The organism is Pannonibacter sp. (assembly GCF_051860505.1).
Taxonomy (GTDB): Bacteria; Pseudomonadota; Alphaproteobacteria; order Rhizobiales; family Stappiaceae; genus Pannonibacter.
Window position 1 is genome coordinate 70,240 of record NZ_JBHYDX010000004.1, and the last position, 19,808, is coordinate 90,047.

General features: G+C 62.5%; 14 protein-coding genes. 8 read left to right on the top strand and 6 right to left on the bottom strand.

Annotated features, from left to right (window positions below; translation table 11 throughout):
* Window positions 1–68: 68 nt before the first annotated feature.
* On the bottom strand, window positions 69–3,188 hold the full coding sequence (gene putA / locus ACTIFE_RS04105; protein WP_439527896.1) for a bifunctional proline dehydrogenase/L-glutamate gamma-semialdehyde dehydrogenase PutA: 3,120 nt from the start codon (window positions 3,186–3,188) through the stop codon (window positions 69–71).
* A gap of 129 nt (window positions 3,189–3,317) precedes the next feature.
* On the opposite strand from putA, the gene ACTIFE_RS04110 reads away from it, so the two are divergent.
* The 4 genes from ACTIFE_RS04110 (at window position 3,318) to ACTIFE_RS04125 (ending at window position 7,536) form a co-directional block, all read left to right on the top strand.
* Window positions 3,318–3,791, top strand: coding sequence for an Lrp/AsnC ligand binding domain-containing protein (locus ACTIFE_RS04110; RefSeq protein ID WP_439527897.1), 474 nt, complete (start codon window positions 3,318–3,320; stop codon window positions 3,789–3,791).
* Between the two features lie 103 nt (window positions 3,792–3,894).
* The gene (locus ACTIFE_RS04115) at window positions 3,895–5,124 is read left to right on the top strand and encodes an ABC transporter substrate-binding protein (protein ID WP_439527898.1); all 1,230 of its coding nucleotides are present in this window, start codon (window positions 3,895–3,897) and stop codon (window positions 5,122–5,124) included.
* Between the two features lie 4 nt (window positions 5,125–5,128).
* Window positions 5,129–6,841, top strand: a complete 1,713-nt coding sequence (locus ACTIFE_RS04120) for an ABC transporter permease (protein WP_439527899.1) — start codon at window positions 5,129–5,131, stop codon at window positions 6,839–6,841.
* A complete protein-coding gene (locus tag ACTIFE_RS04125; protein WP_439527900.1) occupies window positions 6,838–7,536 on the top strand; it encodes an ATP-binding cassette domain-containing protein in 699 nt (232 codons plus the stop codon). The genes ACTIFE_RS04120 and ACTIFE_RS04125 overlap by 4 nt, the downstream gene beginning before the upstream one ends.
* Here ACTIFE_RS04125 and bfr read toward each other — a convergent pair.
* Together bfr and ACTIFE_RS04135 are read right to left on the bottom strand one after the other, a co-directional pair.
* Window positions 7,494–7,979: a bacterioferritin gene (gene bfr / locus ACTIFE_RS04130; protein ID WP_439527901.1), complete on the bottom strand. Its 486-nt coding sequence runs from the start codon at window positions 7,977–7,979 to the stop codon at window positions 7,494–7,496. The genes ACTIFE_RS04125 and bfr overlap by 43 nt on opposite strands.
* Window positions 7,980–8,050: 71 nt before the next feature.
* On the bottom strand, window positions 8,051–8,248 hold the full coding sequence (locus ACTIFE_RS04135) for a (2Fe-2S)-binding protein (RefSeq protein ID WP_439527902.1): 198 nt from the start codon (window positions 8,246–8,248) through the stop codon (window positions 8,051–8,053).
* Between the two features lie 161 nt (window positions 8,249–8,409).
* On the opposite strand from ACTIFE_RS04135, the gene ACTIFE_RS04140 reads away from it, so the two are divergent.
* The 4 genes from ACTIFE_RS04140 to ACTIFE_RS04155 all read left to right on the top strand — a co-directional run bounded on the left by ACTIFE_RS04140 (window position 8,410) and on the right by ACTIFE_RS04155 (window position 15,818).
* Entirely contained in the window at window positions 8,410–9,183 is a 774-nt protein-coding gene (locus ACTIFE_RS04140) for an SDR family NAD(P)-dependent oxidoreductase (RefSeq protein WP_439527903.1), read from the top strand.
* Window positions 9,184–9,360: 177 nt separating this feature from the next.
* Complete coding sequence (locus ACTIFE_RS04145) at window positions 9,361–11,076, top strand: methyl-accepting chemotaxis protein (protein WP_439527904.1); 1,716 nt, start codon at window positions 9,361–9,363, stop codon at window positions 11,074–11,076.
* A 209-nt stretch (window positions 11,077–11,285) separates the two neighbouring features.
* Window positions 11,286–12,983: a methyl-accepting chemotaxis protein gene (locus ACTIFE_RS04150; RefSeq protein ID WP_439527905.1), complete on the top strand. Its 1,698-nt coding sequence runs from the start codon at window positions 11,286–11,288 to the stop codon at window positions 12,981–12,983.
* 387 nt (window positions 12,984–13,370) lie between these two features.
* Complete coding sequence (locus ACTIFE_RS04155; protein ID WP_439527906.1) at window positions 13,371–15,818, top strand: methyl-accepting chemotaxis protein; 2,448 nt, start codon at window positions 13,371–13,373, stop codon at window positions 15,816–15,818.
* An 80-nt stretch (window positions 15,819–15,898) separates the two neighbouring features.
* On the opposite strand, the gene ACTIFE_RS04160 is transcribed toward ACTIFE_RS04155, so the two are convergent.
* The 3 genes from ACTIFE_RS04160 to ACTIFE_RS04170 all read right to left on the bottom strand — a co-directional run bounded on the left by ACTIFE_RS04160 (window position 15,899) and on the right by ACTIFE_RS04170 (window position 19,771).
* Complete coding sequence (locus ACTIFE_RS04160) at window positions 15,899–16,696, bottom strand: FAD binding domain-containing protein (protein ID WP_439527907.1); 798 nt, start codon at window positions 16,694–16,696, stop codon at window positions 15,899–15,901.
* An 83-nt stretch (window positions 16,697–16,779) separates the two neighbouring features.
* Window positions 16,780–19,143 (bottom strand): xanthine dehydrogenase family protein molybdopterin-binding subunit, encoded by a 2,364-nt coding sequence (locus ACTIFE_RS04165; protein WP_439527908.1) that lies wholly within the window; start codon window positions 19,141–19,143, stop codon window positions 16,780–16,782.
* 139 nt (window positions 19,144–19,282) lie between these two features.
* Window positions 19,283–19,771, bottom strand: coding sequence for a (2Fe-2S)-binding protein (locus ACTIFE_RS04170; RefSeq protein ID WP_439527909.1), 489 nt, complete (start codon window positions 19,769–19,771; stop codon window positions 19,283–19,285).
* Between the last annotated feature and the right edge of the window lie 37 nt (window positions 19,772–19,808).

Genomic DNA, 19,808 nt, shown 5'->3' on the forward strand with positions numbered 1-19,808 from the left:
CCGGTCCAACGGGCCGGGGCCTGACTTGTCCGGACCTCTTGCCGGGTCCGGGACAAACGGGGGGACGCTTACTCGCCGGAATGGGCGAGCAGCGAGGCGTTGCCGCCGGAAGCTGCGGTGTTGATCGACACCACCTGCTCCAGCGCAAAGCGCTGCAGATAGGCCGGGCCGCCTGCCTTCGGGCCGGTGCCGGAGAGCCCGGAGCCGCCGAAGGGCTGCGTGCCGACGACCGCGCCGATGGTGTTGCGGTTGACGTAGACGTTGCCGACCGACAGGCGGTCGACGACGCGCTTCACCGTCGCGTCGATGCGGCTGTGCACGCCGAGGGTCAGGCCGTAGCCGGTGGCCGCAATGCTGTCGAGCATGGCGTCAAAGTCCTTGGCCTTGTAGCGCACCACATGCAGCACCGGGCCGAAGACCTCGCGGGTGAGGTCTTCCGGACGGTCCAGCACCACGATATGCGGGGCAACATAGGTCCCGCCGGACAGCGCGCCACCCGGCAGCTTGCCGGCAAACTTGACGCGGCCGAGCTTGTCCATCTGGGAGAGGTGCGACAGGATGTTGTCGCGCGCCTCGGCGTCGATCACCGGACCGACATCCGTCGTCGTCAGGCGCGGATCGCCCAGTTCCAGCTCCTTGGCCGCACCCTCGATCATCTCGATCAGATGATCGGCAACGTCTTCCTGCAGATAGACAAGGCGCAGGGCCGAGCAGCGCTGGCCAGCCGAGCGGAAGGCCGAGGTGACAACATCGTCGCAGACCTGCTCCGGCAGTGCCGTTGCGTCCACCAGCATGGCGTTGATGCCGCCGGTCTCGGCGATCAGCGGCACGATGGGCCCACGCTTGGTGGCAAGTGCGCCGTTGATCGCCCAGGCGGTCTCGGTCGAGCCGGTGAAGGCGACACCGCCGACATGCGGGTGACCGGTGAGCGCAGCGCCGACACGGCCGTCGCCGGGCACGAACACCAGCGCGTCTTCCGGCACACCGGCCTCATGCAGCATCTTCACTGCCTCGAAGGCGACAAGCGGCGTCTGCTCTGCCGGCTTGGCGACCACGGCGTTGCCGGCGACGAGCGCTGCAGCCACCTGACCAAGGAAGATGGCCAGCGGGAAGTTCCAGGGCGAGATGCAGACGAAGACGCCGCGGCCGCGCAGGCGGTAGCGGTTTTCCTCGCCGGTCGGCCCCGGCATCAGCCGGCCTTCGCCGAACAGGCCCCGGGCCTCGGCGGCGTAGTAGCGGCAGAAGTCCACCGCCTCGCGGATCTCGGCAATGCCGTCCGAGAGCGTCTTGCCGGCTTCCACAGCCAGCAGCGTCATCAGGCGGTCGCGCTTGGCTTCCATGAGGTCAGCCATTTTTTCCAGCGCGGCGGCGCGGGTTTCGACCGGGGTGCGCGACCAGCTTTCAAAGCCCTTGGCGGCAACAACCATCGCGGAGGAGGCGAGGGACACATCGGCCTCGATCACTTCCCCGACGACCAGGCTGCCGTCGATGGGCGAGCGCAGCGGACGGGCAGCGCCGGTGGCCTCGTGGCCGGGAACCAGCGGGCGGGCCGTGCCGGCCGGCAGGCCGACAGCCGCCATGCCGGCCAGGAGCTGCTGGCGCTCGGCTGCATGGCCGAGTTCAAGGCCGGCAGAGTTGGCGCGCGAGCTGCCGTAAAGGCCTTCGGGGCGCGGGATGGAACCGTTGCGGGCGCGGTCGCCCCCTTCGAGGATATCACCAGGACGTTGCAGCATCTGACCCACCGGGATGGAAGCATCTCCGACAATGGAGACGAAGGAAGAATTGGCGCCGTTCTCGAGCAGACGCCGGACGAGATAGGCGAGGAGATCCTTGTGGCCGCCGACCGGCGCATAGACGCGGCAGGGGAAGGCGTCGCGCTCGACCACGGACTTGTAGAGGCTCTCGCCCATGCCATGCAGGCGCTGGAACTCGTAGCCGCCCTGGTTGCCGGCCATTTCCTGGATCTGGGCAACGGTAAGGGCGTTGTGCGTGGCAAACTGCGGGTAGAGCACATCGCGCGCGGCCAGCATGCGGCGGGCGCAGACGAGATAGGACAGGTCCGTCGCCGCCTTGCGGGAGAAGACCGGATAGTCGGCAAGGCCGCGCTCCTGCGCGCGCTTCACTTCCGTGTCCCAGTAGGCGCCCTTGACGAGGCGCACCATCAGGCGGCGGTTGTGCAGGCGGGCCAGATCAATCAGCCAGTCGATGACCTCGCGGCCGCGCTTCTGGTAGGCCTGGACCGCGAGGCCGAACCCGTCCCAGCCATCCAGCACCGGATGCGCGACGATGGCGGCGATAAGGTCGAGCGAGATCTCGAGCCGGTCGGCCTCTTCCGCATCGATGGTGAAGTTGAGATTGTAGCCGCGGGCCATCTTCACGAGGTCCAGCACCTTCGGCAGCAACTCGGTCTCGACGCGCTTGCCCTTGGTCGCCTCATAGCGCGGATGCAGGGCCGACAGTTTGACGGAGATGCCCGGGCGGTCCGGCAGCGGCTTGTCGCCTGCTGCCTTGCCGATGGCTTCGATGGCCGCCGCATAGGAGCGGAAATAGCGGTCAGCGTCGTCTTGGGTGCGGGCCCCTTCGCCCAGCATGTCATAGGAGAAACGGTAGCCCTTCGGCTCCTGGCCGCTGGCGCGCGACAGGGCCTTGGAAATCGTCTCGCCCAGAACGAACTGGTGGCCCAGCAGGCGCATCGCCTGCTTGGTCGCGGTGCGCACGGCCGGCATGCCGAGGCGCTTGACCAGCGAGGCGAGGATCGTGTCCGGCGTATCGCCCGGGTGCAGCAGGCGCGAGGTAACACCAAGCGCCCAGGACGACGCCGACACCAGCCAGGTGTCGGATTTCATGCCGTCGCCTTCGCCAAACTTGGCGGCGGCCAGCTTGTCCTCGATCAGCTTGTCGGCGGTCGCCGCATCCGGCACGCGCAGCAGTGCCTCGGCCAGCACCATCATGGCAAGGCCCTCGCGGGTGGTCAGGCCAAACTCGCGCATGAAATCCTCGACACCGCCGAGGCCTGAGCGCGTGGCACGCATGGTCTGGATGTAGTCGGTGGCCTTGGCGTCGATACGGGATTCGGCATCCGGCGACAGCCGCGTTTCGGCCAGCATGCGCTTGACCAGATCGGCGTCCTCCGGCGCGAAGTCAGCACGGAACGGGGGGGTGGAATCGAGAGCGCTTGCCGTAGTCACGAGACGTTACTCCGCTTCCGCCGCAGGACGCGGCGAGGACCTGATTTTCCGCGAAGATATCAGCGTAGGCGCCTTCTTTTCCGGGTATTTTTGACGTAAAATCCGGGAAATCTAATTTTTGAGGTGGTCATGACTGAAGATTCCACGGATCTGGACCGGATCGACCGCAAGATCCTCGGAGTGCTGCAGACCGACGGCCGCATCACCACCACCGATCTGGCTGACAAGGTTGGCTTGTCCTCGACGGCGACGGCCGACCGGATGAAACGCCTGATCCGCGACGGCTACATCCTGCGCTTCACGGCGGAGCTGAATCCGCAGAAGCTGAACCTGTCGCTGCTGGTCTTCGTCGAGGTCAAGCTGGACAAGACGACGGCGGACGTATTCGACGCTTTCGCCGCCGCCGTCTCGCGCTCTCCGGAGGTGCTGGAATGCCATATGGTGGCCGGCGGCTTCGATTATCTGGTGAAGAGCCGCGTGCGGGACATGACGCATTATCGGCAGTTTCTCGCCGAGGTGATCCTCAACCTGCCCGGCGTGCGCGAAACCCACACCTATGCGGTGATGGAGGACGTGAAGGACACGCATGTGCTTCCCATCTGAGCGCGCCCATGTCAGCGTCACGGAGCTGTGTGTTGACCGTCATCGCAGCGGCACGGCACCAAGGCCGATAGCCAAGTTGAGAAGAGTTCCGGGAGTTGTTTCGATGCAGGTGATCCGCCGCCGGTTTTTGCAGGGTCTTGCCACCATCTCGCTTGTGGCCGTTCTGGCAACGGGCCCGACCCTTGCTGCCGAGCCGGCAGACTGGGCCGGCATCAAGGATGCCGCAAAGGGCCAGACCGTCTATTTCCACGCCTGGGGCGGCGAGCCGCGCATCAACGCCTATATCGACTGGGTCGCCGGCGAGCTAAAGCAGCAGTATGGCGTGACCCTGGAGCACGTGAAGGTCGATGACACCGCCAATGTGGTCGCGCGGGTTCTGGCCGAGAAGACCGCCGGCAAGACCAGCGGCGGCGCGGTTGATCTCGTCTGGATCAATGGCGAGAACTTCGCGGCCATGAAGCGCGAAGGCCTGCTGCAGACCGAGGCCTGGGCCGAACGCCTGCCAAACTGGGCGCTGGTCGATGTCGAGGGCAAGCCGACGGTGCGCAAGGACTTCACCGTCTCCACCGATGGCCTCGAAAGCCCTTGGGGCATGGCGAAGCTGGTGTTCATGCATGACAGCGCAAGACTGGCCGAACCGCCGGCCTCGCTCCAGGCGCTGGCTGATTTTGCCAAGGCGAACCCGGGACGCTTCACCTATCCTCAGCCACCCAACTTCCATGGCTCGACCTTCCTGAAACAGGCCTTGACCGACCTGATCGACGATCCCGCGCGGCTGCAGCAGCCGGTCGACCCGGCCCGTTTCGAGGCCGATACGGCCGCGCTCTTCGCCTGGCTCGATGCCCTGCACCCGAACCTGTGGCGTGGCGGCAAGGCCTTCCCGCAGTCCGTTGCGGCCCTTCGGCAGTTGCTGGCCGATGGCGAGATCGACATCGCCTTCAGCTTCAACCCCGGCGACGCCTCGGCCGCGATAGCCGCAGGTGAGCTGCCGGATACGGTCCGCAGTTTCGTCTTTGCTGGCGGCACCATCGGCAACAGTCACTTCGTCGCCATTCCCTTCAATGCAAACGCCCCGGCCGCTGCCAAGGTGCTCGCCAATTTCCTGCTGTCGCCCGAGGCGCAGGCACGCAAGGAAGATCCGGCGATCTGGGGCGATCCGACGGTGCTGAATGTCGCCGCGCTTGCCGACGCCGACAAGGCACGCTTCGCCGCCATTGATCTTGGAAAGGCTGGACTGTCTCCGTCCGCCCTCGGCCCGACGCTCCCTGAGCCGCATCCAAGCTGGATGGAGGCGCTGGAGGCCGCCTGGGCCAAGCGCTACGGCGCGCAATGAGCCAGTGACCTTGAAACCGGCGGCTTGTCGTCCTGCAACTCTGGCAATTGCGGTGTTCCTGGTGATGCCGGTTGCCGCAGGCCTCATCGGGACCGCCCTGCCGGCACTTGGCTATTTGCCAGCCGCCGGAGCCAGGGAGATGTCGCTGGCGCCAGTGTCCATGCTGATGGAAACACCGGGTCTCAGCCGTTCGGTTTTCCTCAGCCTCGGCAGTGGTCTTGCCGCCACAGCCCTGTCACTGCTGCTGGTGTTCCTGTTGCTTGCGGGGTGGATGAACAGCCCTGTTTTTACAGTTTTGCGCCGGTTGCTGGCGCCACTTCTGTCCGTTCCCCATGCCGCAGCAGCTCTTGGTCTTGCGCTCGTGATTGCGCCGTCCGGCCTGCTGGTGCGTCTGGCCGCGCCTTTCAGTCCGGCGCTCGACCGCCCCCCGGACTGGTTGATCCTGCAGGATCCATTCGCCCTGTCCTTGACGCTCGGCCTTGTTCTGAAGGAAGTGCCGTTTCTGCTGCTGATGGCGCTGGCCGCACTGCATCAGGTCGCTGCCTTGCCGCGCGTGCGGCTGGCAGAAAGCCTTGGCTATGGCCGCATCGCTGCCTTTATTTATGCCGTTGCCCCGTCGCTCTACCGGCAAATGCGGCTGCCGGTGCTGGCCGTTTTGGCTTTTTCGACGTCTGTCGTGGACATGGCGCTGATCCTCGGCCCGGGTCTGCCGGCAACCCTGTCCGTTCGTGTTGCCGGCTGGATGGGAGATCCGGATCTTGCGATCCGCATGAAAGGCGCGGCAGGAGCTCTGCTGCAGCTCGGGGTCAGTGGTCTAGCCGTGCTCGTCTGGATCTCCGCTGAGCGGCTGGCCGGCTTTCTGGTTCGGCACATGGCAACTGGCGGTCGCCGCCTGGCGTCCGACCGGACCGTGCGCGCGCTGAGCCTTGTCTGGATCTACATCCTCGTGGTTCTTGCCGTTGCCTCGCTGTGTGTCCTTGGCCTGTGGTCGGTCTCGGGAACCTGGCATTATCCTGACGTTCTTCCGCGCAGATGGACCGTGCAGCCATGGCTTCAGGCCGGTTCCGATCTGATCAAATCAGTCTCCACGACCTTGTTTCTCGGGCTGTCAGTCAGTCTGGTGGCAGCTGTCGTTGTCGTGGCAATGTTGCAGGAGGGCGCTCGGACTCGCGGGCAACCGGTGCTTGGCCATGGTGGTGCCTGGATGTCGGCGCTGGTGTTCCTGCCACTTCTCGTGCCGCAAGTGGCCTTCCTGTTTGGCTTGCAGGTGCTGTTCCTGCAGGCTGGCCTGGACGGCAGCTGGTGGGCCGTTGCCGTGTCGCATCTGGTGTTTGTTTTGCCCTATGTCATCCTGTCACTTTCAGGCCCCTGGGCGGCGCTCGATCCGCGCTATCGGCAATTGGCGCTGAGCCTTGGTGCAAGTGAAGCCAAGGTGTTCTGGCGCATCCGCCTGCCGCTGATGCTCCCCGCGCTTGCCACGGCTGTCGCGCTCGGCCTGGCGGTGTCCGTCAGCCAGTATCTGCCGACGCTGCTGGTGGGCGGTGGCCGGGTGGTGACGGTCACCACCGAGGCGGTGGCTCTGGCCAGTGGTGGCAGCAGACCGCTGATCGCGGTTCATGCACTGGCGCAAATCCTCCTGCCCTTCGCCGGCTTTGCCGTGGCAGCTCTCCTGCCGCGCCTGGTGGTGCCTCGGCTCTATTCCGGGACGTTTTCATGAGCCCTGCGCGCCCCTCTACCGGCTTGTCCCTGCAATCGTTGCAGCTCCGGCTCAACGGACGCGTTCTGGTGTCACTCGACGCACAGGTCGCACCTGGCTCGGTGCTCACGGTGATGGGAATGTCGGGCAGCGGCAAGTCGAGCCTGCTGGCAGCGCTTGCCGGCTTTGTGGCCGCGCCGTTCCAGGTCGAGGGCAGGATCATCCTGGCCGGACGCGATGTCACGCACCAGCAGCCTCAACTCCGGCGAATGGGGCTGATGTTTCAGCATCCCCTGCTGTTTCCGCATATGAGTGTCGGCGAGAACCTTTTGTTCGCCCTGCCGCAGGGCGGTTCACGCCATCAGCGACGCGAAACGGTCACGATGGCCCTGGCAGAAGCCGGACTGGACGGGTTCTTCGCGCGCCATCCGCAGACCCTGTCCGGCGGTCAGCAATCGCGGGTGGCTTTGATCCGGGTGCTGCTGTCGGCGCCGCAGGCGCTCCTGCTGGATGAGCCGTTCTCAAGCCTCGACGCCAGGACCCGCGACACCATGCGGCACCTTGTGTTTGCGGCAGCCCGTGGAGCCGGGCTGCCTGTCGTGCTGGTCACCCACGACCCGCAGGACGCAGCGGCAGCGGGTGGAGCAATCGTCTCGCTGGACGCGAAAACGGGTTACTCGGATGCGTCGGCCGGATCGGCCTGCAGCATGCCGTAACGCTCGATGCCGATGCGGGACAGCAGTTCCAGCTGGGATTCCAGAAAGTCGATATGCGCCTCTTCGTCAGCCATGAGCGTCTCGAACAGCTTCATGGTGACATAGTCGCCGGCTTCCAGGCAGACTTCGCGCGCTTCCTTGTAGAGCGCCCGCGCGGAATACTCTCCGGCGAGGTCGCACTCGATCACTTCCTTCAGCGACTGGCCGATGCGCAAGGGATCCAGCATCTGCAGGTTGGGATGACCTTCGAGGAAAATGATGCGGTCGATCAGCTGGTCGGCATGCTGCATCTCCTCGATGGATTCTTCCCGTTCCTTCTTGGCCAGCTTGGTGAAGCCCCAGTCGGCAAGCAGGCGATTGTGCAGCCAGTACTGATTGACGGCGGTCAACTCATGGCGCAGCGCCCGGTTGAGATATTCGATGACTTTGACATCACCCTTCATCACTTTATCTCCCTCTTTTCAGCCTTTGAGATGAAGCGCCAATCGGTCGCCTCATCCAGTTTGGCGCGCTGTCACGTCTTGTTGTCGACTGGCATGTCGTGAATGATATCAATGACATTCGGGAAGCATCCGCCGCATCTCGGCCGGCAGCCAAGCTTGCGGAAGACAGCCCCAGGCGTCGGCAGCCGGGCGTCCGGATCCGCCCGCATCTCCTCTGCGGCTTCGCGCAGTTGCTTGTCCGACAGGACGTTGCAGGAACAGATGATCATTGCCTTGTCGTGTTTTCCGCCGCACCGGTAAGCCGGGTCACATTTAAAGCCTAGTCTGCTCCAAGTCTGTCATGGAATCGACCGGCGGGATAAACTAAAGTTTCCGTCCAGAGTCAACTTTTGCAAGCGATGCCGCGCAGTCAGCGGCCGGAAAGCCCGTGATGAGTGAACCACAGACCCAGGCCGCCCCGATCATCGACGAGCGTCCCGCCATCGTGCTGACCGGAGCCAGCCGTGGCATCGGTCATGCGACTGTCAAGAAGTTCTCTGCCGAGGGCTGGCGCGTCATCACCTGTTCGCGCCATGCCTTCTCTACCCGCTGCCCCTGGCCGTCCGGACCGGAAGATCACATCCAGATCGATCTGTCGGATCCTGAAAACCTCGGCTACGCCGTGCAGGAAATCCGGCGCCGGCTGGAGCCGAATGGGTCGAAGCTCCACGCGCTTGTCAACAATGCCGGCATCAGCCCGAAGGACGATGGCGGCCAGCGGCTCGACAGCCTGTCGACGCCGATGCACATCTGGCGGCACGTGTTTCAGGTCAACTTCTTTGCCCCGATCATGCTGGCCCGTGGCCTGTTCAAGGAGCTGGAAACCGCGCGAGGCTCGATCGTCAATGTGACGTCAATTGCCGGCATGCGGGTTCATCCATTTGCCGGAACGGCTTATGCGACGTCCAAGGCCGCCCTTGCAGCACTGACACGCGAGATGGCGGCTGATTTCGGCCCGCATGGCATTCGCGTCAATGCAATCGCGCCGGGCGAAATCGACACCTCGATCCTGTCTCCGGGGACGGAGAAACTGATCGACGCCATCCCCTTGCGCCGCCTTGGTCAGCCGGACGAGGTTGCCGAGACCATCCACTTTCTGTGCACGGCGCCGTCCTCATATGTCACAGGATCAGAGATCCATATCAACGGCGGCCAGCATGTTTAGTTTGGTTGGATGAAGCGAGTTTGTATCCTGCGGCGCTAATATATTGGTTGTATTTTCAAAATTGTTCCAGGCGATTTCAGGGGATATGGTTCGCGACTGCAGTATCTACCCTTCACTGAATTTTAATGCCGTTGAGTAAATTTTCTAGATAGGTGTTTTTGCGAATGAGGTGACGAGATGAGAAACTACATGCCCCGATTGAGCATAACGCAAAGTATTTCTACAACTTCAGCGTTTCTTGTAATACTCGCACTTCTTGTGGTGGGTGTGATTGTCAATTCCGTGATGACAAACAACGCCCACCAGAATGCCGTCAATCAGCAGAATGCCAGTCTGCGAATTGCGGCTACGATCCTTGAGCGGGACATTCCCGGGCTGAAGGTCCGTTGGGGGTCAGGCGGGTCAGTTCAGCGGATCGAGGTAGAGAGCCTCCCGACATTTGACAACCACGCAATTATTGACACCGTTGGCCGTATGACAGGAGAGACAGCGACAGTCTTTGCGTGGGACCCTGCCCAGCAAGACTTCGTGCGAATGACGACCAACATCATCAAGTCCGATGGCAACCGCGCAGTTGGGACGCCCCTCGGCAAAACTGGCGCCGTCTATCCGGTTGCCATGAAGGGGCAGACCTACAAGGGTGAAGCTGTGATCCTCGGCAAGCCCTATTTCACAATCTATCAGCCAATCGTGAATTCGAGCAATCAGCCAGTAGGTATTCTTTATGCTGGAGTGGAGCGGACGAAGATCATGGCGGGCGTCTCCGAAATGATGGTCAAACTGGCGATGGCGATAATCCCCGTCGTGCTTGTTGTTATCGTTGTTACGGCTTTTCTCGCTCGTCGCCTGCTGCGTCCCGTAACAGAGTTGGCGCAGACCACGGAATTGATCGCGGACGACAACCTGGATGTCGAGGTACCCTATCTCACTCGTGTCGACCAGATCGGCATGATGGCCAAGGCGGTCGCTACATTGAAAGGCAAGTCCTTTGAGCGCCGGCAACTGGCGAGCGCCCAGGAACAATCGGATTCCGAACGCGAAGCCCGCCAGCAAGATGTTTTGCGCCGTGTCGAGCAGTTTCGCGCCAATGTACGCAGTCTGTTGTCTGGTGTCTCGGACACTGCCAGCGGACTGACTGACACGGCGCGGGACTTGACTGACATCGCCAGGGGTAGTGCAGGGCATGCAACTGAAACACAGTCGGCATCCAACGAGGCCACGAGCAACGTGCAGACAGTTGCCAGCGCAGCCGAGGAACTTGCCGCGTCGATTGGGGAAATTCGTCGTCAGGTCGCTCAGACCGCAAATGTCGTCGGCAAGGCGACCCAGGGAACTCGTGTAACCAATGAAAAGGTTGAAGGGCTTGCCGCATCGGCAGCGAAGATCGGCGAGGTGGTAACCCTCATCCAGGCTATTGCCGAGCAGACGAATCTCTTGGCACTGAACGCAACGATTGAAGCTGCGCGAGCAGGGGAAGCCGGACGGGGCTTCGCGGTGGTTGCTGCTGAGGTGAAGGAACTCGCAACCCAGACATCGAGGGCGACAGAGGAGATCAGTGCGCAGATTTCAGCTATCCAGTCCGCGACAGATGAATCTGTACAAGCAATTGCTGCGATCACAAGAACCATGGAGGAAGTGAACAGCTACACCAATGCAATTGCTTCCGCTGTTGAAGAGCAAGGTGCAGCCACAACCGAAATCTCTCGAAACGTACAGCAAGCAGCCTACGGAACCACCGCTGTGTCCAGCAATGTTGAACAACTGTCCAAAGCAGTCGAGAACACGGCAAACTCGGCAGAAAGTGTTCTCGGTGCTTCAAACGATCTCTCTGAACGCACCGGTATTCTGCGGCGGGAGATTGATACCTTCCTCAAGGAGGTTGCTGCAGCCTGACCGAATCATCTGGTATCGGTGGGCTGTGCCCACTGGTACCTGCCCTTGCGCCACTTCTTTCCAACGCAACATTCTTGGATTGAATTGGCTACAAGGTATTTCTTTTGGGTTGAATTCAACGCTTAGTTTCTACGAGTGAAACCGGTTTAGGGAAGGCTTAACCGGTCAAGGCTGCAAACTCCCCGGAGGCTGCAATTGGGGATCGCAGAATGAATTTGACCCAACGTAAAATTTCAATTGGTTATCGGCTCTATGGATTGCTTGTCCTGTTTGCGCTCGGGCTGGCTGGCTTGATCGCTGTCGAGTCCTGGCGCCAGTCCCATGCCTTGACGGCGTTGAAGCAGGCGGAGTTGCGCAGCCTGACTGAAACGGCCGTCGGCGTGCTGGCTGATCACTACAAGATGGCTCAGGATGGCAAGCTGACCGCCGAAGAGGCAAAAATACGTGCTTTCGATGTGTTGCGCGCCATGCGCTATGGTGGTGGCAACTATTTTGTCGTTCAGAGCATGGGAGCGGGCTACCCCGTTGTGATGCATCCGGCGCGTCCGGACCTCGTCGGCACTGACCAGACCACATTGGCCGACGCCAATGGCAAGCTGTTTGCCAAGGAAATGGGCGACATTGCCCTTCGGGCCGGCAAGGGCACCGTGCAGTATGTCTGGCCGAAGGCCGGCGGTGAGGCGCCCGTTGGCAAGATCTCCTATTTCGAAGCGTTCCGGCCCTGGAACATGTTTGTCCTGACCGGCGTCTACATGGATGACCTCTCGGCAATTTTCTGGGCTGATTTCCAGACACGTCTGGGCCTCGGGCTTGGTCTTCTGGCGATCCTGGCTGTCGTTGCAGGGTTGATCGTGCGCTCCATCACGGCACCATTGAAGTCGCTTCAAGGTGCGATGCTGAACCTTGCCGAAGGCCAGGTCGATGTCGCAATTCCAGGCCTCGAGCGCGGTGACGAGATCGGTGACATGAGCCGCACGGTAGCCGTCTTCCAGACCAATGCCCGTGAACGCAACCATCTTCAGGATGAGCAGGCACTCGAACAGAAGGCGCAACACGACCGCCAGATCCAGATCGAATCGGCCGTGACCGAGTTCCGCTCCACGGTCGACGCGCTTCTGTCGGCTGTTGCCCAGAGCACCCATGAAATGGAAACGACCGCCGGCACGCTGTCGAACATTGCCAGGGCCTCCTCGGAGCGGACCTCCACGGCGGCCAGCGCCTCGACCGAAGCGTCCAGCAACGTGCAGTCTGTCGCCAGTGCCGCCGAGGAATTGTCCGCGTCGATTGCCGAAATCAGTGGTCAGGTCGCCCGAACCAGCCAGATCGTTGCCAAGGCAACCCAGAGCACCCTCGTGACAAACCAGAAGGTCTCGTCGCTCGCATTGGCTGCCAACAAGATCGGCGAAGTGGTTACGCTCATCCAGGCGATTGCCGAGCAGACCAATCTGCTGGCCTTGAACGCGACCATTGAGGCCGCCCGCGCCGGCGACGCCGGACGAGGCTTTGCGGTCGTTGCTGCCGAAGTCAAGGAACTGGCCAACCAGACCTCCAAGGCAACGGAAGAAATCGGGTCGCAAATCTCGGCCATCCAGGCTTCGACCGGCGAAGCCGTCCAGGCGATCCAGGAGATTGCCGCGACCATGCAGACGGTTGATGGCTACACCACCGAGATTGCTGCATCGGTCGAGCAGCAAGGTGCTGCGACCAATGAGATCAGTCACAATGTGCAGCAGGCGACCCGCGGCACCATGGAGGTCTCGCAGGACATCCATAGCCTTGCGGCATCCGTGAACCAGACAAGCGAAGCTGCTGGTCAGGTGCTCGGTGCATCCGGGCGCGTCAGCGACCAGACCGAGCGTTTGCGCGCCGCTTTTGATCGGTTTGTATCGACCGTCGCAGCGGCCTGATCTTGCAAGTGCATGACGATGAGGAAAGGGGGCGCAACGCCCCCTTTTTTTGTGCGCCGCGAAGAAAATGACCTCGGGATGTGCCTTGCCAAGGGTTTGAGTTGATCAAGACTGGTGGCGAAAGAGCAACGTCTACGAAGAGAACAATATTCTCCAATGCCGTGAAGTGACGCGTCTCTGCGTTGCCAGGGTCTGGATGCTTTCCAAGATTGAAATTATTCAAATGTGTATTTCATGCGTTCTTTCCGCAATAAATAGAAAAGCCAACTAATAAACTCACATGGTATAATGTAATTTCAAGTAATTTTAAAAATATACATAGCCTTAAGAAAATGATGTCAGAGAAGCCTGGGGTGAGACTGCAATTGCACTTACATCGAGGTTCCGATGACTCAATTCATTCGAATGTTCAACGACATTCGCCTGTTCTTCAAGGTCTCTGGCGGGCTGGTTTCCCTTCTTGTTCTGATTGCTGCAATTGGGGCGACAGCAATTTACACGCTGGTAGGCCTTTCGCAGCGCAGCGAAATTTCGGACAGGGCGTTGGTCACTCTCACCGACCTCCAGAGCCTGTCGGTGGAACGGGAGTCTTTTCTGCGCCATCCGGCCCCCGAAGGTGGCGAGCGGGTTTCGCTCGCCCTGTCTGGCATCAGCAGCACGCTGGATGGCCTGGCCGAGGCGCTGGCTGCCGAACCTCAGTCGTTGGCAAGCGTCGAGATCGCCCGCGAAAAGGCAATCGCCTTTGAGGCAACTTTCGCGATGGTTCGGCAAGACAGTCAATCGCTGGCCGACAAACTGGTGGTGATCGACCGGGCAACGGCGCAACTCGACAGCCTGACCCGAACCATTGGCAACGAGTTGCAACGCCAGCAGCGAGACGCCGCTGATGCGTCGATCCTGGCTGAGGCTTCCCAGAACGACTTGCGCAGGCTGAGCCGGACAGCCAGTGACATGCAGGCGCAGATTGCGTTCCTGCAGTCGGTGTTCGGCAAGGGTGCCGATTTCAACCCTGGCGGCATGCCGCAGGACCTGCGCAACAAGGTTGATGCAGCGCTGGTACAGATCAAGGCGAATGCGCTCAAGCTTGTATCGTCTCGTCTGCAGGTCGTTCAGAAGCAGACCGGCGACAGGATGGGCGGGGAAGCCGAGGCCTTGGCGACGCTGCTGCCCGGCTTGCTTGATGCGTTTAGCCAGGAGGATGTTGACAGCCGGAGAATGGATGCAACTGACCGGCTGAACGCGCTGGCCTCGCTGACGACCGACGCCCGCCTTGCAGTCTACGCAGCGCTTGATCAGGCGCTTGATGTGTCCAATGCGATGCAGAAAAGACTGGCATCACTGAGCACCATCGGTCAGCAGGCGCTTGAAATCGCCGGATCGATCTCGACCGTCAAGAACGGCACCACGAGCTTTCTGACTGGAACCGGTGACATTGCTCCTGATGCCGTGGAGGCGGAAATCGATATGCTTGGCATGTATGCGATGCAGATGGAGGGGGCCAGCGCGCAGGTCCCGGCCGCTGCAACCGCAATCGCTGCCATGCCGAAGGCGCTGGAGGACTACGCTGCGGCCTTTACCGCAATCAGGGCAGCGAAAGCCAACCTGGAGGAAAACCGCACCGAACTCGATCGGCTCACGGTTCTGCTGCAGGATACGGTGACCGGGCTTGCCAGTGCCCAGTCTGCCGCCAACCGGTCTGCCGGACAGGCTGCTGTCACCACCATTGGCGTGTCGGTTGTTGTGGCCATTCTTGTCGGGCTTGGTCTTGCCTTCGCCTTGAACAATGTCATCACCAACCCGATCCGAGCAATGACAGCGACGATGCGGCGTCTTGCGGCTGGCGATACGGCAACCGATGTGCCCGGACTTGAGAGGGGCGATGAGATCGGTGACATGGGACGGGCAGTTCAGGTGTTCAAGGACAATGCCGTTGAACGGATCCGTCTGGAAGCCCGGAGCCAGACCGAGACGGAGACCCAGCGCCGACGTCAGGACATGATCGAGCATCTCGTCGGCTCCTTCCGCATGACCGCGCAGGAATTGATCGGTTCGGTTGAGGCAACGGCCCAGGGGCTTGGCGAAACCGCACAGACATTGACTGAAATCGCCCGCGTCAGTGCCACGCGCGCCGACGAGACGGAAGCCGCCGCTGGCGCTGCAACTGACAGTGTCGAAAGCGTTGCCGGTGCTGCCGAACAACTGGCAGCATCGATCAACGAGATCGGCCAGCAGGTCTCTCTGACAACCCGGATTGTAAGCGAAGCAACTGTCGGAACCCGCGAAACCAATGCCAAGGTGACAAGCCTTGCCGCCGCTGCCGAGAAGATCGGTGAAGTGGTGACGCTGATCCAGAGCATCGCCGCCCAGACCAACCTTCTTGCGCTGAATGCCACGATCGAGGCAGCCCGTGCTGGTGAAGCCGGTCGCGGCTTTGCCGTGGTGGCGGCAGAGGTCAAGGAACTCGCCAACCAGACATCGCGGGCAACCGAGGAAATCTCCGCCCAGATTTCGGCGATCCAGCTGGCCACTGATGAGTCCGCAGAAGCGATTGCCAGTATCAGCCGCGTCATGGACCAGGTGAACGACTACACAAGCTCGATTGCTTCGGCAGTGACCGAGCAGAGTGCGGCCACCAGCAACATCTCGCAAAATGTCAGGCGGGCGGCGGCCGGAACAACATCGGTCTCGGGCAACATGACCGGGCTGTCGGCGGCGGTGGACGAGACAGCACGTTCGGCCGAACGTGTCCTGTCCGCGTCAAGCGACGTCAACGATAAAACCCGGCATCTGAAGCTGGAGGTTGACCGGTTCCTCGAAGCCGTTGCCGCTGCTTGAGGTCAGGACGGAAGACAGGTGATGCTGAAAACAGCGGCCCCGGAGCGGCATCGCGCTCCGGGGCCGCTTTGTCTGTCGTATCAGGCTGCAGCAACAGCGCGCTTGGCCATCACGGTCACGAGATTGGCGCGGTAGTCGGCCGAGCCATGGATGTCGGACAGCATGTCGTCCGCAGGCACGCTGATCGAGGCGACGGCATCTGCGGACCAGTTGGCACTGAGGGCTGCTTCCATGGCCGGGATGCGGAATACGCCGCTCTGCCCGGCACCGGTCGCAGCGACGCGGACCGAACCATCCTTGAAGCGGGCGACGAAGACGCCAGCCATGGCATAGCGCGAGGCCGGGTTCGGGTACTTGGCGTAGGCTGACTTTTCCGGCACCGGGAAGCTGATCGCGGTGATGATCTCGTTCTCCTCAAGCGCGGTATCGAACATGCCGGTGAAGTAACCTTCAGCAGCGATGTCGCGCGCGCTGGTGTGAACCGTCGCCCCGAGCGCCATCACGGCTGAAGGGTAGTCCGCTGCCGGGTCATTGTTGGCGACTGAGCCGCCAATGGTGCCCATGTGGCGGACGTGCGGGTCGCCAATGCCGCCGGCGAGCTTGGCAAGGCCGGGGATCAGGCGCTGGACCAGCGCGGAGCTGGCCACGTCTGCATGCTTGGTTCCGGCTCCGATACGCAGGCTGCCGCCAGCCTCGGTGATACCCTGAAGCTCGGCAATCTGGCCAAGGTCGATGAGATCGCTTGGTGCTGCCAGGCGCTGCTTCATGGTCGGGATCAGGGTCTGGCCGCCGGCGAGGAACTTGCCGTCATCAGCCTTGGCCATCAAGCTGGCCGCTTCGCTGACCGATCCGGCGCGGTGATAATTGGTTTCATACATCGTGTTCGTGCTCCCTTGGGGAAAGCGTGAAGGGGAACCGGGGCTGGCGCTGCCGTATCAGCGCGCCAGCCCGCTGCCATTGGTCACTCGGCTGCCATCGCCCGGCGGCTGTCCTGGATGGCCTTCCAGACGCGCTCCGGTGTCGCCGGCATGGCCATCTCGCGGATGCCGAGCGCGTCGGTGATGGCGTTGATGACGGCCGGGGGCGAGCCGATCGCGCCGGCTTCGCCGCAGCCCTTCATGCCGAGCGGGTTGCCCGGGCAGATGGTCTCCGTCGTCATCAGCGTGTAGGACGGCACGTCGTCCGCGCGCGGCATGGCGTAGTCCATGAACGAGCCGGTGATCAGCTGACCACCTTCGTCATAGGCGGCGTTCTCCAGAAGCGCCTGCCCGATGCCCTGGGTCAGACCGCCATGCACCTGGCCCTCGACGATCATCGGGTTGATGATCTTGCCGAAGTCATCCGCAGCCACGAAATTGATGATCTGCGTCTTGCCGGTTTCCGGATCGATCTCGACCTCGCAGACATAGGTGCCAGCGGGGAAGGTGAAGTTCGACGGATCGTAGAACGCGCCTTCCTTGAGGCCCGGCTCCATGCCTGCCGGCAGGTTGTGGGCCGTGTAGGCGGCGAGTGCCACCTGGAAGAAGGGCAGGGCCTTGTCCGTGCCGGCAACCTTCAGCTGGCCGCCTTCGAAGACGATATCACCTTCAGCTGCTTCCATCAGGTGCGCGGCGATCTTTTTGGCCTTTGCCTCGACCTTGTCGAGGGCCTTGACGATGGCCGACATGCCAACCGCGCCGGACCGCGAGCCGTAAGTGCCCATGCCGAACTGCACCTTGTCGGTGTCGCCATGCACGATCGACACACTGTCGGTGTCGACGCCGAAGCGATCCGAGATCAGCTGGGCGAAGGTGGTCTCATGACCCTGGCCATGGCTGTGCGAGCCCGTCAGGACCTCGATGGTGCCAACTGGATTGACGCGTACCTCGGCCGATTCCCAGAGGCCGACGCCTGCGCCGAGCGACCCGACTGCCGCCGAAGGCGCAATGCCGCAGGCCTCGATGTAGCAGGACAGGCCAATGCCGCGCAGCTTGCCGCGCCGAGCCGCCTCGGCCTTGCGGGCGGGGAAGCCGGCATAGTCGACAGCCTTCAGCGCCGCATCCAGCGTGGCGTCATAGTCGCCCGCGTCGTAGCACATGATCACCGGCGTCTGGTGCGGGAAGGCGCGGATGAAGTTGCGGCGGCGGAACTCGGCCGGGTCCAGCTCGACTTCGCGTGCAGCCGTTTCCATCATGCGTTCAACCAGATAGGTCGCCTCGGGTCGTCCGGCACCACGGTAGGCGTCGACCGGCGTGGTGTTGGTGTAAACGGCCTTTACGTTGCAGAAGATGGCCGGGATGTCGTACTGGCCCGACAACAGCGTCGCATAGAGGTAGGTCGGCACCGATGACGAGAACAGCGACATGTAAGCGCCGATGTTCGCGATGGTGTTGACGCGGAAGCCGATGATCTTGTGGTTGGCGTCCAGCGCCAGTTCGGCCTCAGACCGGTGATCGCGGCCATGGGCGTCCGTGAGGAAGGCCTCTGTCCGGTCGCTGACCCACTTCACCGGACGGCCAACGCGCTTGGATGCCCACAGGCAGACCATCTCTTCCGGGTAGATGTAGATCTTCGAGCCGAAACCGCCGCCCACATCCGGCGCAATGACGCGCAGCTTGTGCTCGGGTGCGATGTTGTAGAAGGCCGACAGCACCAGGCGCGCCACATGCGGGTTCTGCGAGGTGGTGTGCAGCGTGAAGTGCTCCTCGGCCGCATCATAGTCGGCAAGCGCCGCACGCGGCTCCATCGGGTTCGGCACCAGACGGTTGTTGGTGATGTCGAGCTTGGTCACATGGGCTGCCTTGGCGAAGGCCGCACTGGTGGCGGCCTCGTCGCCGATGACCCAGTCATAGATCAGGTTGCCGGGGGCTTCCGGATGGAGCTGCGGTGCGCCGGGTTCCAGTGCCGCGGCCGGGTCGACGATGACCGGCAGTTCCTCATAGGAAACGACGACAGCTTCTGCCGCATCCCGGGCCTGGCCCTGGGTCTCGGCGATGACAACGGCCACCGCCTGTCCGGCGTAGCGCACGATCTCCGGTTCCAGCGCGCGCCAGGCACCCATCTTCATCGGCGTGCCGTCGCGCGAATGGATCATCCAGCCGCAGATGAGGTTGCCGACGCCGTCGCCGACCAGCTGCTCACCCGTGAGCACGGCCTCGACACCGGGCATTTCCAGCGCCGCGCTGGCATCAATCCCGGTGATCCGGGCGTGGGCATGCGGCGAGCGCACGAAAGCCGCAAAGGTCATGCGCGCGGCCGTCATGTCGTCGGTGTACCGGCCCTTGCCGGTGATGAAGCGCTTGTCTTCCTTGCGCAGGGCACGAGCCCCGATGCCTTGAACTCCCATGGACGTTCTCCCTCAGGCAGCGTCTTGCTGCGTGTCCGGCCCGGCTGGTGCCGCCTCCTCACGGCCGTGATCCAGCCTGCCGGTCCAGTTCAGATGTCCCGCGCGGCGTCCGCGCAGGTGGGAAACTGAAGCGTGCCGCTTACTCGGCCGCCGTGCGCATGCCGGCCATCTGGTCAGCTGCGGCTTTGATCGCCTTGACGATGTTGTGGTAGCCGGTGCAGCGGCAGATGTTGCCTTCCAGCTCGTGGCGGATGGTGGCCTCATCGAGGTTTGCGCCATGCCGTTCGATCATGTCGACCGCGGCCATGATCATGCCGGGCGTGCAGAAGCCGCATTGCAGGCCATGATGCTCGCGGAACGCAGCCTGCACCGGATGCAGATCTGCCCCGTTGGCCAGTCCTTCAATCGTGGTGACGGTTGCCCCGCTCGCCTGGGCCGCCAGCATGGTGCAGGACTTCACGGCCTTGCCGTTCACATGCACGACGCAGGCGCCGCACTGCGATGTATCGCAGCCGACATGCGTTCCGGTCAGGCCCTGGGCCTCCCGCAGATAGTGAACCAGCAAGGTGCGGTCTTCGACATCGGCCGAGACCTTCTTGCCGTTCACGGTCATGGATACTTTCGCCATGCTTTTGTTCCTCCCTCAGGTCTGCCCGACCGGTTCG